Below are 14,505 nucleotides of genomic sequence, written 5' to 3' on the forward strand. Positions count from 1 at the left end.
TTTTGATGGTACCGGTCCTTGCTTTACGACGCCCAGGGCTGTTAAACCGTCCAACTGGACAGCAAGCGGCTGATGTGTTACAGTCTAATCAGACGGTTAAAAAGACCGATAAGATCAAACAGTAAGGAGCAATAATGTTTCCCCCAATGACACCACCCCCTTTCGGCTGGAATGGTCCCGACGATGATCCCCGTGACGGCGGTCGTGGCCCGCGTGGCCCTCGCGGTCGCCGAGGTCGAGGCCCACGCGGACCCTGGGATGGCTCCCACCCAGGGCGTGACTTCCGCGACGGACTGGAGGAAGAAATCCGCGAATACACTCGCCGGGTGAAGAAAGAAGCCCGCGAATACCAGCGTCTCCTAGAAGAAGAAGCCCGCGAATATGAGCGCATGATGAAGGACGTGGCCCACGAGTACCAGCGAGTCATGGATGAAGCGGGCCCAGAAGTAGTAGACGAAGAACCCGAGGAGCGTCGCCGCCGCCTTCACGACGAAGCCCAGGAACGTCGGCGTCGCCTCCACGAAGAGGCCCAGGAGCGTCAGCGTCGTCTTCACGAAGAAGCTCAGGAGCGCCAACGCATCCTTCACGAAGCGGCCGAGAACCGTCGTCGTATGCGGGATCACTATCATGATCGCCCCGGTCGGCCGGGCCGCCCAGGACGCCCTGGCCGCGGCTTCCGGGACGCCGAACACACCCGCCGCAGTGTGCTCGACGCAGCCATCCGCAGCCTCATCACCGAAGGCCTCGGTGTATCCATCCAGGCCATCGCCACCGCGGCAGGCATCACCAAGAGTGGGCTCATGCACCACTTCAATAACCGCACCGAACTGCTCGTCTCTGTCGCCGAAGACGCCATCGAAGACTTCCGCAACCAAGTCAATGACAACATTGACCTGGCGGAAAACCGGCCCGGCAAACTGCTGCGCGCCTACATCCGAACCCTCTTCGACAACCTCGAATACCAAGACTCCTACGATCCGGCGCAGCTGTGGAGTGTACTCGCCCCCATGCCCGAAATCACCGACCTGCTTATCGACGATGCCGCCCGCTGGCGCGACGACTTCATCGCCGATGGTCTCAACCCTGATCGGGTGACCGTTGCCATGCACGCGGCCAAGAGCTTCGTTCACGAGGCCCAGCTAGATCCGGGTATCAGCACCGAAAGCATTGCCCGGGCCAAGAGCGTGATCCTGGCGCTCACCAACGAGACTGGGCCCCTGGTGGATGTCTCCGACGCCGAAAACTCTTTCGATGATGTCGAGGAAGCGGAAGTGGAAGTGGAAGAACTAGAAAGCGCCACCGACGACAAGGACTCCGACAAAGAGTCCGGCGACGACTCCAAGGACTCTTCCGTATAACCTTAAACACGTGACTGATAACACCACCCATTCACAACGATCCCGGAGGGCCATCCTCTGGTCGTATGTTCGACCACACCGGAAAACCCTGGCCTTCGCCCTCGTCCTGGGCCTAGGGGCCTCCGCGGTGAACCTCGCAAACCCACTGGCCACCCGGTGGGTGCTTGACTCCCTCAGTGCGGCGGAACTCAACCTAGTTCCGCCGCTTGCGGCATTGACCAGCCTCATGATTCTCGGTGCCTTCCTGCACTGGTGGCAAGCTATCACCCTCGGAAGCCTGGCGGAAACCATCGTGTACGACGCCCGCAGCTCCATGATCCACCGCTATCTCACCGGCAAAGTGCTGCCGCTCACAAGCCGGCCGGCAGGTGAACTCACCACCCGGGTTACCAGCGACTCCGTCCTCCTCAGGGAAGCATCGTCAGCCTCCCTCGTGGAGCTTATCGACGGCACCATCATGCTCATCGGCAGCCTCATACTCATGGCGGTCCTCGACCCCATCCTGGTGCTCACAACCGCGATCACAATAGGTATCGTCGTGGGAATCTTCATCCGCATGACCCCCGCCATCGCCCGCGCCGAACAGCAAGGCCAAGACGCTCTTGGCGTTCTCGGCGGCCAACTCCAGGCGACACTACGCGCCATCAAAACCGTCAAAGCCGCAGGCGCCCAAGGCCGACAAGAAACAAAACTCTTGGGCCTGGCCACGGAATCCCGGAAACAAGGCATCATCGCGGTGCGCCGCCGGGCCCTCACCGGGGCAACCGCCATGACCGGCGTGCAAATAGCCCTCATGATTATCCTGAGCGCCGGCGCCTGGCGCGTCGCCCTCGGGGACATGACCGTGTCCACACTCGTGGCATTCCTCCTCTACGCCCTCGGCATCGTCGGACCCATCGAACAAATCAGCGGCAGCATCACCCGGCTGCAATCCGGCATGGCCGCGGCCGGCCGCATCCAGGAACTCGAAGACATCGACTTCGAACGTACCCACGCCGACGCCAAGGCGTCGACAAGCGAAAGCGGCGACACCATAGTGGAATTCGACCAGGTAACAGCCAGATACACCCCAGGCGGTGCCCCCATTCTTGATGGGGTGAGCCTCGCCGTGCCCCGGGTCGGCCATACCGCCATCGTCGGGCCTTCCGGCGCCGGAAAAACCACCATGCTCTCCGCCATGCTTGACTTCATCCAACCCGAACGCGGAGAACTCCGCCTCAACGGTACCCCCTACCCGGGGCTCGCCCCCGATGAAATCCGTGCACACTTCGCCTACGTGGAACAAGAAACCCCCACCCTGCCCGGCACGTTGCGCGACAACCTCACCCTCGCCAACCCTGGCGCCACCCCGGAAGACATCGATGTGGTGCTGAAAACCGTGCGACTCGACGAGCACGTGGCCACCCTGCCACAAGGCCTCGACACCGAACTCACAGACACCAACGTATCCGGCGGCCAACGACAACGCATCGCCCTCGCCCGGGCGCTGCTGGCCAAACCCGACATTCTCCTGCTCGACGAAGTGACCGCCCAACTCGACGGCATATCCGAAGGCGCAATCCACGACGCCATCACCGACTACGCCACCCGACACGCCGTCGTCACCGTCGCCCACCGACTCTCCACCGTGGTCGACGCCGATAACATAGCGGTCATGCAAGCCGGCCGCATTATCGCCCAAGGCACCCACCACCAACTCATGACCGACAACCCTCTCTACCAACAACTCGTAGCAGCACTTAGCCTGGACAAATGATCACCATTCACACCAACCCCACCATCAACCGACCCCAACTCGCCCGACTCTTCGCCGACGGCTTCATCGACGACCCCGTGTGGACCGCCATCATGCCCACCCGGCGACTCCGCCGGCACCTCATCCAAGCGGAAATCAACGCGGGCCTGCGACACGTGGGAACCGGCCGAGCACTCGACGTCGCCTACCTCGACGACCGCGTCGCCGGGGCCCTGCTCCTCACCCCACCCGAAGACGGCGCCGAGCCCCCACCCGGCATCATCGAACGGGCGATGGCCAGCGTCGAACAGTTCGTGCCCGCACTGCGGCGCGGCATCAAACACCAAGAAGCAATAGACCAGTATCAACCGGAAGAACCCCACTGGTACCTCACCGATATTGTGGTTTCCCCCGACATGCAAGGGCATGGGGTAGGCAGTGCGCTACTGGAGCATCGGTTGGAGCTTTCGGGGGACGACCCAATATTTCTTGAGGCAACCACCGCTGGCAGCGCGCGGCTATACCAACGTCACGGATTTCACCCCCTGGCAACGGTATCGGTTTTGCCACGTACCGAGTCGGTTGTGATGTTGCGAAAATCCTAGCGCTACCGGGTAAAACTCGGTAAAACTTGAGGGTATGGCAACCATTGAAATCCTCAGCGCCGACCAAGCCCTGGCGAATTTGAGCAACCACAAGCTGGGGCGCATCGTGATGCACAGCCGCGACGGCCTAGAGATCTTCCCCATCAATTACGTCACTGATCGAATAAACCTCTATTTTCGCACCGCGCCGGGCACGAAACTGTCCGGCATCATGACCAATAGTGATGTGGTTTTCGAAGTGGATCATGTGGAGGCCAACGAAGCATGGTCCGTAGTTGTCAAAGGTGATGCCGAACAGGTACGCGATTACAGCGAGAAATGTTATATTGACACACTGGATCTTACCCCCTGGGTGCCCACCCGTAAACAAAATTATATTCGCATTACACCACGGGAAATCAGCGGTAGAAGCTTCCGACTGAGCAATCAAATCGAACGGTACTAGTAGGCTAAAAGGGTAGCACCTATAAATTACCGTATCGAAAGCTCATTCTATTGTGACATCTCACGACGTACCCTTATCAGATGTAGCGCAAGGCGAAGTCTTTACCAAACACGTTGACCAGCCAGATTCGGCCTACGCTGAGGCCGCCGGTCTCAATTGGCTCGGGGCGGCATCACCCCAGGTAGTGAAGGTCGTGGCAGTGAGCGACCACACCATCAGCACCACCAAAATCACCCCGAAGCGACCCACCAGAGCCGCTGCTGAGGCCGCAGGCGTGGAACTCGCCCACATCCACCTGGCCGGTGCCCCCGCCTTCGGCAGCCCGCCGCTAGGCTGGCCCGGCCCCAACTTCATCGGCACCCAAATCCAGGCCTGCGAACCAGACCCCGACTGGGCGCGGTTCTACACCACGCAACGGGTGCTGCCGTTCTACCGCAAGGCTATGGATGCCGGAAACATCCACGACCCAGAAAGAACCGTCGAACGCGCCTGTGAACTCATCGCCGCGGCGACCTGGGAGAGTGCCCACGTGGCACCTGGTGTGGCCGGCCGCATCCACGGGGACCTGTGGTCCGGCAACCTGCTCTACGGGCGCCCGGTCAGCAAAAACGTGCTCACCGAAACTGCCCTGGACGATGCCGGCGCTGACAACGGCGAGGTCGATGGTGACGGGGTCGAGCCGTTCTTCATCGACCCGGCAGCGCACGGCGGACACCCCGAAACCGACCTGGCCATGCTCGCCCTCTTCGGAACCCCATTCATCGAAGACGTATTCGAAGGCTACCAGTCTGTTCGGCCCCTGGCTGACGACTGGCGGGACTTCATCCCCGTTCACCAGCTGCACCCACTCGCCGTGCACGCCTTCACCCACGGCCCCAGCTATGGCCACGAGCTGCTGCGGTGCGCCACCGACGTGGTGCGGCTCCTGGGCTAACCTGGCGGCGAGTTACCGCGATTGCCGCCACCACGTGTCCTGCGGAATCACCGGCAAATGCCGCTTATGGTGACCGATCTGCCACAGGTGTTCGATGCGTGCCTGCGCTTCCGCGGGAATGAGGCCCGTGTTTTCCACATAGGTGTCGATGTCCGCATAGGTCACCCCCAGGGCGTCCTCGTCGGCGAGCGCCGGGCGGTCCTCCTCCAGGTCCGCGGTCGGCACCTTCCGCCACGTGGATTCCGGCGCACCCAGGTGACGCAGCAGCTGGGCGCCCTGACGCTTGCTCAAACCGAAAAGCGGCACCAGGTCGGCGGCACCGTCGCCAAATTTCGTGAAAAAGCCCGTGACGTTCTCCGCCGCATGATCCGTGCCAATGACCAGGAGTTTCTTCTCGCCCGCGAGCGCGTATTGGGCAATCATGCGCTCCCTAGCCTTGATATTGCCCTTATTGAAGTCCGTGAGCTTCTCCTGCCCCAGCGCCTCGGCCACGGCCCGCGCCTGGGCGTCGGTAGTCTCCTTAATATTCACTGTGACCGTGTGGTCCGGCTGGATGAATTTTAAGGCGATCTCACAATCCTCTTCGTCAAATTGCACCCCGTATGGCAGGCGCATGGCCCAGAATTCCGCATCGGTGCCTACCGCCCGCAGCTTTTCGACGGCCAACTGTGCCAGCTTGCCGGCCAATGTGGAATCCTGGCCGCCCGAGATTCCCAATACAAAGCCTCTGGCATGACTGTAGAGCAGATAGTCGGTGAGGAATTGCACCCGATGGGTGATTTCTTCCTCCGCGTCGACGCGGGGCTTGACGTGGAGAAAATTAATGATCTCTTGTTTGATATGTGCCGCGTGGTCCATGGCTTTTATCCTAATCAGATTGGGTATTTTTGGTGTTTGTGCCCCAGGTGCGATACCATAGTTGCTCGTGTCCTTGGCTGATTGATGCCAAAAGTTTAATCAAGAAAGGAGCGCCCGATGAAGGTCCGTAAGTCACTTCGGTCGCTAAAGAACAAGCCGGGCGCCCAGGTTGTGCGTCGTCGCGGCAAGGTCTATGTGATCAACAAGAAGGAACCCCGGTTCAAGGCCCGTCAGGGTTAATTCGGGGGTGCCGCACGGCACCAAAAATACATTGCAAGCAACCGCCTTTTGGGGTTGAGTGAAGTAAAATCACCGCCCAAAAAGGCGGTTGTTTTGTTCGAATGATGTTTGGTTTGGGGGTGGTAAAAATAAGGGCGCTTCGAACGGGGTATCGGCGAAAAAATCGGGGAATTATCAGGATTGCCAAGCCGTAACAGTAAAATGTTATTAAATTTTTATTTAAATGATAAATGGGTAATTTCCTGCTTAAAGGGTGTCATGTGCAACCCTTAGCATTTCCACTACCTACTAAAACTAAAAAGAAGCTGAGTGATTAATGTCACCTTTTGAGCGGTTGATAGGGATTGAGCTGCGGCAATCTCGTGTTGGCAAAATTTAAGGCTCTCGCAAGGTCGGCGTCAGGCCGTGCGGCAACGTCAATATGTGGGGTGTAGGCTGATGCCCAGCTGGGGATATCATTCCGGTAACTACTATATATCGGGTTTCTTGCACTAAAACACCACAACGTATAGTGTCTTTTGGTGTCGCCACATGACAGACAGCACCACGATCGAATGTTGTTTTGAAAATCACATGGCGGACACTAGGTACTTATCTGTTCAACACTTGTTGAGCTTCCGATATTCGAACATTGCTGAAGGATTTTTAAAGCTATGTCTATTAAGCTATTCACTAAGCCAGCATGTATGCAATGCAACGCAACGAAGAAAGCACTCGACCGTGCCGGTTTGGATTACGAAGTAGTAGACATCAGCCTTGATCCAGCCGCCCGCGAATACGTGCTCTCCCTGGGCTATATGCAGGCTCCCGTCGTTGAGGTAGACGGCGACCACTGGTCCGGCTTCCGGCCAGAACGCATCTCCAGCCTGGCCAGCACGGTTGCGTAAGCCCACATCACATCTTAAGGTCGCCCTCTAGCATGAAGTGCATTCGGGGCGGCTTTTCGTTTGCCAGAAAGGTGACCAGCCCCCATGCTCGTCGTCTATTTTTCCTCAGCCACCCGTAATACCGAACGGTTCGTCGAAAAGCTCGACCTGCCCAGTAAGCGCATACCACTGCGTAAAACCGAACCGCCCCTGGTGGTGGACGAACCCTACGTGCTCATTTGTCCCACCTACGGCGGTGGGGCGTCGATAAGCGGCGCGACGAACACCAAGCCCGTGCCGCCGCAGGTCATCCGGTTTCTCAATAACCCGCACAACCGAAACCTCATTCGTGCCGTCATAGCCAGCGGAAACTCCAATTTCGGTGTGGACTTCGGAAAAGCCGGAGACCTCATCGCTGCGAAATGTCACGTCCCTTACGTGTATCGTTTCGAACTCATGGGACTACCCGAGGACGCCCAAGCGGTTCGCGCTGGGCTCCTCGACAATGCGGAACAATTAGGACTTTTACCGCTCGGCTAAGCCTGTCGGTACCTAAGCGCGCCGCCGCACCCATTACGCTTAACCCAAACCAACTACGTCAGTGAAGGTGTATTTGTGACCACAACCTACGGTAAGTCCGTGGCTGAACCGGCCAGCGAAAAAGAACAGCTCGACTACCACGCGCTGAACGCCCTGCTCAACCTGTACGACTCCAATGGGCAAATCCAATTCGGCAAGGACCGGGAGGCCGCCAACCAGTTCTTCCTCCAACACGTCAACCGCAACACCGTGTTCTTCCACGACCTGGAAGAAAAAATGGAATACCTGGTCGAAAACAAGTACTACGACCCGGAGGTGCTCGCCCGCTACGACTTTGACTTCATTAAAGATCTCTTTAAGCAGGCCTACGCCCATAAATTCCGGTTCCGTACCTTCCTCGGCGCCTACAAGTACTACACCTCCTACACGCTGAAAACCTTCGACGGCACCCGCTACCTGGAGCGCTTCGAAGACCGGGTATGCATGGTCGCTCTCGGGCTGGCCGACGGCGACACCGAGCTGGCCCGCCACCTGGTTGACGAAATTATGACTGGTAGGTTCCAGCCCGCCACCCCCACCTTCCTCAACATGGGCAAAGCGCAACGTGGCGAACCCGTGTCCTGCTTCCTGCTGCGCATCGAAGACAACATGGAATCCATCGGGCGGTCCATAAACTCCGCCCTGCAACTCTCCAAACGCGGCGGGGGAGTGGCGCTGCTGCTCAGCAACCTGCGCGAGGCCGGCGCCCCCATTAAACACATCGAAAACCAGTCTTCCGGCGTCATCCCCGTGATGAAACTCCTCGAAGACTCCTTCTCCTACGCCAACCAGCTTGGGGCCCGCCAAGGCGCAGGTGCGGTGTATCTCAACGCCCACCACCCGGACATCCTGAGCTTTTTGGACACCAAGCGGGAAAACGCGGACGAAAAGGTGCGGATCAAGACCCTATCGCTCGGCGTGGTTATCCCCGATATTACGTTCGAATTGGCCCGCAATAATTCCGACATGTACCTGTTTAGTCCCTACGATGTGCAGCGGGTATATGGCAAGGCATTTGCCGACATTTCCATCACCGAGCACTACCAAGAAATGGTGGAAGACCCCCGAATCCGCAAGAAAAAGATCAATGCCCGGGTGTTCTTCCAAACCCTCGCCGAGATCCAATTCGAATCCGGCTACCCCTACATCATGTACGAAGACGTGGTCAACCGCGCCAATCCTATTGCCGGCCGCGTCAACATGTCGAATCTGTGTTCGGAAATTTTGCAGGTGAATTCGCCCAGCACCTACCACGACGATCTCACCTACGATGAGGTGGGGGAGGATATCTCCTGCAACTTGGGCTCGCTCAATATCGCCATGGCCATGGATTCCCCCGACTTCGCCCAAACCGTGGAAACCGCCATTCGCGGGCTGACGGCCGTGTCCGAACAGACCAGCATCCATTCGGTGCCCTCCATCCGCAAAGGCAACGAGCACGCTCACGCCATTGGCCTGGGGCAGATGAATCTGCACGGCTACCTGGGGCGGGAACGCATCCACTACGGTTCCGAAGAGGCGCTAGACTTCACCAACGCCTACTTTGCGGCCGTGCTCTACCAATGCCTGCGTGCTTCGAACAAGCTTGCGCAAGAGCGGGGGCAGTCGTTTGGTGGCTTCGAGGATTCCGAATACGCCTCCGGTGCCTATTTTGATCGGTTCTCTCCCGCGGACTTCGCGCCGAAAACCGCCAAGGTGCAGGAGCTTTTCGACGCCTCCAGCATCACCGTGCCCACCGCCGCGGAGTGGGATGCGCTCAAATCCGATGTTATGACCCACGGGCTATACAACCGTAATTTGCAGGCGGTTCCGCCCACCGGTTCGATCTCCTACATCAATAACTCCACCTCGTCGATCCACCCGATCGCCTCCCGGATTGAAATCCGCAAGGAGGGCAAGATTGGCCGGGTGTACTATCCGGCCCCGCACATGGACAACACCAACTTGGAATACTTCCAGGACGCCTACGAGATCGGCTATGAGAAGGTGATCGATACCTATGCCGCGGCCACGAAATATGTGGATCAGGGGCTATCCCTGACGCTGTTCTTCAAGGACAACGTGACCACCCGTGACATCAACCGGGCCCAGATCTATGCGTGGCGCAAAGGCATTAAAACCCTGTACTACATTCGGCTTCGCCAGGTTGCCCTAGAGGGCACCGAAGTTGAGGGGTGCGTATCCTGCATGCTGTAGTCCGGCGGTAGGCTGAGACACGTGAGTAGTAATAGTAAATGGTCTATTGGTTCAACCGATTCCTTCCTCAGCCTCTGGTCGGATAAGTCCATATTGTCGATCGGCTCCAAGGGGTCGGTGTTATCTATCGGATCAGTGGGTTCGGCCTGCTCTGTGCTTTCGGTGGGGTCCTGCCTGTCCATAGGCGGGGTGTTGTCATGTGCCACGATCTTCGGGATTTTGGCCTATGGGCGGCGTCGCTCATAGGCGACGCCGGTGCCGGTAGGTGGGCGTCGATAGGCAAATAGAAAACCCGCACTGTTTCGCAGGGCTGGTGCAAAAACAGTGCGGGCTATCGGGCTGCACTATGAGTGCTGGAATTTAGCGCTTGGCCAGTTCGTTGTCGATGAAGAGAACGCCCAGGCCCTCGCCGGCAAAGTTGAGGCGGTCGAGGATGTCGCTCACGCTGGACTCTTCCTCGATCTGCTCCTCCAGGAATTCGTCCAGCAGCGGACGGGATTCAAAATCCTTGAGGGAATCGGAAAGAACGGAGAGTTCGCGGATCAACCCGGTCACCTTCTGCTCGTGGGCCAATGCTGCCTCAAAAGCGTCCTTGGCGGAAGCAACGTCAACCTTAGGCGGAGCGATGTCACCGATCTGCGGGGTGTAATCACGGTCCAAGAGGTGCTGGGCGAACTTCTGGGCGTGCTCCAGCTCCTCGGCGTGCTGCTTCTTCATCCAGGATGCCATGCCGTTGAGGGACAGATCCTCAAGGATGTAGGACATTTGCAGGTAAACCATTGCGGCTTCCAGCTCGGCGGTCACTTGATTATTCAATGCGGCTGCGAGTTTTTCATTGATGCTCATGGTGTGAGAGTGTAACGAGTATCTTTTCGGTTGTCAGGTAAAGTTAGCCCAGCTTAACCCGGGTTTTCAGGTATTGGATATCCTAAGTTAAGTACCTATTGGCGGAGTGGTCTTTAAAAGTAGACACCTATCTAAATGCTGTGGTGAACGCCGGTTTTTACCCAATTTTGGGGTCAAATACCGCGGTGAACAGGGACTAAAAGTGTACCGATTCTTAAGATAGGTAAACCTAAAAATGATCCAGTGATATGTGATGTAAATCATATATTTTTGGTGAGGTTGGCGGAAAATTGGCCGCGAGAATACGGTGAAAGACGCGGTTATAATCGAAGTCTCATTCAGCTACGAAGGAGTGCGTTTTGCTCAACAGTGACGAAGATCAATACCTAGCCACCCACAAAGAACCAGTGCACGCCGTCAATTGGAACACCATCCCTGATGAAAAAGACCTGGAAGTGTGGGATCGGCTCACTGGTAACTTCTGGCTGCCGGAAAAGGTGCCGGTCTCTAACGACCTGAAAAGCTGGAGCACCCTCAATGAACTGGAAAAACAGACCACGATGCGGGTCTTTACCGGTTTGACGTTGCTGGATACCATCCAGGGGACCGTGGGTGCGGTATCCATGTTGCCGGATGCGGTGACGCTGCATGAGGAGGCCGTGCTGACCAATATCGCATTTATGGAATCCGTGCATGCGAAAAGCTACTCCAATATCTTTATGACGCTCGCATCGACAAAAGAAATCAATGAGGCGTTTCGGTGGAGTGAGGAAAACGAGAATCTACAGAAGAAGGCCAAAATCATTTTGACCTACTATGACGGCGCCGACCCGCTGAAGCGGAAAGTGGCCTCCACGCTGCTGGAATCCTTCCTGTTCTATTCGGGCTTCTACCTGCCCATGTATTGGTCTAGCCACGCCAAGCTGACCAATACCGCCGACATTATTCGCCTGATTATCCGCGACGAGGCGGTGCACGGCTACTACATTGGCTATAAATTCCAGCAGGCTCTGGCAAAAGAGTCGCCGGCGCGGCAGGAAGAGCTCAAGGAATACACCTTCGACGTGCTCTACGAGCTTTACGAGAACGAGATCGCCTACACCGAGGACCTCTACGATCCCCTGGGCTGGACCGAGGACGTAAAACGGTTCCTGCGCTATAACGCCAATAAGGCGCTGAATAACCTCGGCTATGAGGCGCTCTTCCCTGCCGACGAATGCCAGGTGTCGCCCGCGATTTTGTCGGCGCTCAGCCCCAATGCGGACGAAAACCATGATTTCTTCTCCGGGTCCGGCTCTTCCTATGTGATCGGCAAGGCCGAGAACACGACTGATGAAGACTGGGACTTTTAGGGATTTTTCACCCGTTGCATGGCGGCGGTGTGCTTGCCGACGCCCGGTGGTTGGCCATCGATGGCTGGCCGATGAGTTCTATGTACTCCACATTCGTTACTTGTCCTTATTGGGGGTAATTACCATGGGCTAATGGGGGTAGCGGGCATGTGGGGGCTCCCGGATGGGTACACCCTTGTGTGTCTAACCTTCCGGGGGTTCCCTAAAAAGGTGTAATCTTATAGGTGCACCCACATGGTGTTAATCGAATGAGGTTAACCAAGTAGGGGTAACTGACAGGGTTTCCCTAAAAAGGGGCGAAAAGGGGCAAATGGTCGAGCTTCAATCTTTGGGTTGACACATACCGGGGGTAATAAAACGGACATTATGCGGCAAAAATCGGAAAAACCCGCGAAAAATAATGTGTTAAAAGTCACATTCAAAATGTGGGAAAAATAGGTCATTATCGAGTTTTAGCCTATTGCCAATGAAAAACCGCTGGATTTATACCTTATGGCAGAAAAAGCCTTTTCCAACGACGAAAATAACAGGTAGCATGCGGGAAAAGCACACCCAAATGAGGTGGATTATCATTACCGATCTCCCCTAAAATGAGGAAGCGTAATTTTGAGACACATTCCCTAATGATTCATTAACCACATATAGGTGTGGTGTGTGTCTTAGTGAAAGTCAGGAGGATCGTATGACCGCTGTGGCACCGCGGCAGGAGAATTACTCCCAGCCCACGCGGCCCGCACCGACTGGTGAAGCCCGAATTGGCTCGCTAGCCTGGAAAATGCTCACTACCACCGACCATAAGCAGTTGGGCATCATGTACATCATCATGTCCTTCTCGTTCTTCTTCCTCGGTGGGTTCATGGCACTACTTATCCGTGCCGAACTCTTTACTCCCGGATTGCAGTTCCTATCCAACGAACAGTTCAACCAGCTGTTCACGATGCATGGCACCGTCATGTTGCTGCTCTTCGGCACCCCCGTCGTGTGGGGGTTCGCCAACTACATTCTGCCACTGCAAATCGGCGCCCCCGACGTGGCATTCCCCCGGCTGAACGCCTTCGGTTTTTGGATCACCCTCATCGGTGGTATCGCCATGCTCGCGGGCTTCCTCACCCCGGTGGCGCCGCAGACTTCGGCTGGACCATGTACATGCCCCTGGCGGACTCCATCCACTCGCCCGGCGTCGGCTCCGACATGTGGATCATTGGTGTGGGCGCCACCGGTGTCGGCACCGTGCTCTCCGCCATCAACATGATTACCACCATGCTCACCATGCGTGCCCCCGGCATGACCCTGTTCCGCATGCCCATCTTCTGCTGGAACATCTTCGTGGCCTCCGTAATCGTGCTCATGATCTTCCCACTGCTGCTCTCCGCGGCACTGGGTGTGCTCTACGACCGTAAACTCGGCGGCCACATCTATGACCCGGGCAACGGCGGCGCCGTATTGTGGCAGCACCTGTTCTGGTTCTTCGGCCACCCCGAGGTGTACGTGCTGGCCCTGCCGTTCTTCGGCATTGTCTCCGAAATCGTCCCCGTGTTCAGCCGCAAACCAATGTTCGGCTATGTCGGCCTAGTGTTCGCCACCCTCTCCATCGGCACCCTGTCCATGGCGGTGTGGGCCCACCACATGTTCGTCACCGGCGCCATCCTGCTGCCGTTCTTCTCGTTCATGACCTTCCTGATCTCTGTGCCCACCGGTGTGAAATTCTTCAACTGGCTCGGCACCATGTGGAAGGGCCACATCTCCTGGGAAACCCCCATGATGTGGTCGGTTGGCTTCCTCACCACCTTCCTGTTCGGCGGCTTGACCGGCATTATGCTGGCATCCCCGCCCCTGGACTTCCACCTGGCGGAATCCTACTTCCTCATCGCCCACTTCCACTACACCCTGTTCGGCACCGTGGTGTTTGCCGCCTGCGCCGGCGTGTACTTCTGGTTCCCCAAGATGACCGGGCGGATGCTCGACGAACGCCTCGGCAAGGTGCACTTCTGGATCACCTTCGTCGGTTTCCACGGCACCTTCCTCATCCAGCACTGGGTGGGCAACATGGGCATGCCCCGCCGCTACGCCGACTACCTGGAATCTGACGGGTTCACCACCCTCAACCAGATTTCTACCGTGTTCTCCTTCCTGCTGGGCATGTCTGTCATCCCCTTCATCTGGAACGTCTTCAAGTCCTGGCGCTACGGCGAAATCGTGACCGTTGATGATCCGTGGGGTTACGGCAACTCCCTGGAGTGGGCAACCTCCTGCCCGCCACCACGTCACAACTTTGTGTCCATGCCTCGCATCCGCTCCGAGCGGCCCGCATTCGAACTGCACTACCCGCACATGGTTGAGCGCATGCGTCGTGAAGCACACACCGGCCACCACACCGAGCCGGTGACTAAAAAGCCAGCGGCGGTCGCCAAATAACCAACACCGATCCTGACTGACTTCCCTTACAGCGGGCTAAAGCATTATAGGCTTTAGCCCGCTGTATTGCGTCGAA

Annotated in this window: 12 protein-coding genes and 1 pseudogene; 11 read left to right on the plus strand and 2 right to left on the minus strand. The window is 57.3% G+C overall.

The window, feature by feature from the left end; translation table 11 throughout:
* Nucleotides 1-146: 146 nt before the first annotated feature.
* From HBA49_RS02240 to HBA49_RS02260, 5 genes are read left to right on the plus strand one after another with little or no spacing between them, the layout of a single operon-like run.
* Entirely contained in the window at nucleotides 147-1,358 is a 1,212-nt protein-coding gene (locus HBA49_RS02240) for a TetR/AcrR family transcriptional regulator (protein ID WP_162019708.1), read from the plus strand.
* Nucleotides 1,359-1,368: 10 nt separating this feature from the next.
* The gene (locus HBA49_RS02245) at nucleotides 1,369-3,114 is read left to right on the plus strand and encodes an ABC transporter ATP-binding protein (protein WP_005525712.1); all 1,746 of its coding nucleotides are present in this window, start codon (nucleotides 1,369-1,371) and stop codon (nucleotides 3,112-3,114) included.
* Nucleotides 3,111-3,698, plus strand: a complete 588-nt coding sequence (locus tag HBA49_RS02250; RefSeq protein WP_005526010.1) for a GNAT family N-acetyltransferase — start codon at nucleotides 3,111-3,113, stop codon at nucleotides 3,696-3,698. The genes HBA49_RS02245 and HBA49_RS02250 overlap by 4 nt, the downstream gene beginning before the upstream one ends.
* Nucleotides 3,699-3,732: 34 nt before the next feature.
* Nucleotides 3,733-4,143 carry a pyridoxamine 5'-phosphate oxidase family protein gene (locus tag HBA49_RS02255; protein WP_005526140.1) on the plus strand — a complete coding sequence of 137 codons (411 nt, stop codon included), beginning with the start codon at nucleotides 3,733-3,735 and terminating at the stop codon, nucleotides 4,141-4,143.
* Between the two features lie 52 nt (nucleotides 4,144-4,195).
* The gene (locus HBA49_RS02260; RefSeq protein ID WP_005526223.1) at nucleotides 4,196-5,077 is read left to right on the plus strand and encodes a fructosamine kinase family protein; all 882 of its coding nucleotides are present in this window, start codon (nucleotides 4,196-4,198) and stop codon (nucleotides 5,075-5,077) included.
* A 12-nt stretch (nucleotides 5,078-5,089) separates the two neighbouring features.
* Here HBA49_RS02260 and nadE read toward each other — a convergent pair whose 3' ends face one another.
* Nucleotides 5,090-5,935, minus strand: a complete 846-nt coding sequence (gene nadE, locus HBA49_RS02265) for an ammonia-dependent NAD(+) synthetase (protein WP_005521316.1) — start codon at nucleotides 5,933-5,935, stop codon at nucleotides 5,090-5,092.
* 117 nt (nucleotides 5,936-6,052) lie between these two features.
* On the opposite strand from nadE, the gene ykgO reads away from it, so the two are divergent.
* The 4 genes from ykgO to nrdE all read left to right on the plus strand — a co-directional run bounded on the left by ykgO (nucleotide 6,053) and on the right by nrdE (nucleotide 9,816).
* A complete protein-coding gene (ykgO, locus tag HBA49_RS02270) occupies nucleotides 6,053-6,175 on the plus strand; it encodes a type B 50S ribosomal protein L36 (protein WP_005511141.1) in 123 nt (40 codons plus the stop codon).
* Between the two features lie 653 nt (nucleotides 6,176-6,828).
* A complete protein-coding gene (nrdH, locus tag HBA49_RS02275) occupies nucleotides 6,829-7,062 on the plus strand; it encodes a glutaredoxin-like protein NrdH (protein ID WP_005521318.1) in 234 nt (77 codons plus the stop codon).
* Between the two features lie 84 nt (nucleotides 7,063-7,146).
* Nucleotides 7,147-7,581 carry a class Ib ribonucleoside-diphosphate reductase assembly flavoprotein NrdI gene (nrdI, locus tag HBA49_RS02280; protein WP_005525974.1) on the plus strand — a complete coding sequence of 145 codons (435 nt, stop codon included), beginning with the start codon at nucleotides 7,147-7,149 and terminating at the stop codon, nucleotides 7,579-7,581.
* A gap of 75 nt (nucleotides 7,582-7,656) precedes the next feature.
* A complete protein-coding gene (gene nrdE, locus HBA49_RS02285; RefSeq protein ID WP_005525845.1) occupies nucleotides 7,657-9,816 on the plus strand; it encodes a class 1b ribonucleoside-diphosphate reductase subunit alpha in 2,160 nt (719 codons plus the stop codon).
* A 360-nt stretch (nucleotides 9,817-10,176) separates the two neighbouring features.
* Here nrdE and HBA49_RS02290 read toward each other — a convergent pair whose 3' ends face one another.
* The gene (locus HBA49_RS02290) at nucleotides 10,177-10,662 is read right to left on the minus strand and encodes a ferritin (RefSeq protein ID WP_005521323.1); all 486 of its coding nucleotides are present in this window, start codon (nucleotides 10,660-10,662) and stop codon (nucleotides 10,177-10,179) included.
* A 359-nt stretch (nucleotides 10,663-11,021) separates the two neighbouring features.
* Here HBA49_RS02290 and nrdF point away from each other — a divergent pair, with 359 nt between their 5' ends.
* Both nrdF and ctaD read left to right on the plus strand, forming a co-directional pair.
* Nucleotides 11,022-12,014 (plus strand): class 1b ribonucleoside-diphosphate reductase subunit beta, encoded by a 993-nt coding sequence (gene nrdF / locus HBA49_RS02295; RefSeq protein ID WP_005526194.1) that lies wholly within the window; start codon nucleotides 11,022-11,024, stop codon nucleotides 12,012-12,014.
* Between the two features lie 682 nt (nucleotides 12,015-12,696).
* Nucleotides 12,697-14,429, plus strand: a pseudogene (gene ctaD, locus HBA49_RS02300) (aa3-type cytochrome oxidase subunit I).
* Nucleotides 14,430-14,505: the final 76 nt, after the last annotated feature.

The organism is Corynebacterium matruchotii (assembly GCF_011612265.2).
GTDB lineage: Bacteria > Actinomycetota > Actinomycetes > Mycobacteriales > Mycobacteriaceae > Corynebacterium > Corynebacterium matruchotii.

Coding starts and splice junctions, on each gene's coding strand:
- ykgO (WP_005511141.1), top strand. CDS start 6,053: ATGAAGGTCCGTAAGTCACTTCGGTCGCTAAAGAACAAGCCGGGCGCC.
- nrdI (WP_005525974.1), top strand. CDS start 7,147: ATGCTCGTCGTCTATTTTTCCTCAGCCACCCGTAATACCGAACGGTTC.
- HBA49_RS02240 (WP_162019708.1), top strand. CDS start 147: ATGACACCACCCCCTTTCGGCTGGAATGGTCCCGACGATGATCCCCGT.
- HBA49_RS02250 (WP_005526010.1), top strand. CDS start 3,111: ATGATCACCATTCACACCAACCCCACCATCAACCGACCCCAACTCGCC.
- HBA49_RS02290 (WP_005521323.1), bottom strand. CDS start 10,662: ATGAGCATCAATGAAAAACTCGCAGCCGCATTGAATAATCAAGTGACC.
- nadE (WP_005521316.1), bottom strand. CDS start 5,935: ATGGACCACGCGGCACATATCAAACAAGAGATCATTAATTTTCTCCAC.
- HBA49_RS02255 (WP_005526140.1), top strand. CDS start 3,733: ATGGCAACCATTGAAATCCTCAGCGCCGACCAAGCCCTGGCGAATTTG.
- nrdH (WP_005521318.1), top strand. CDS start 6,829: ATGTCTATTAAGCTATTCACTAAGCCAGCATGTATGCAATGCAACGCA.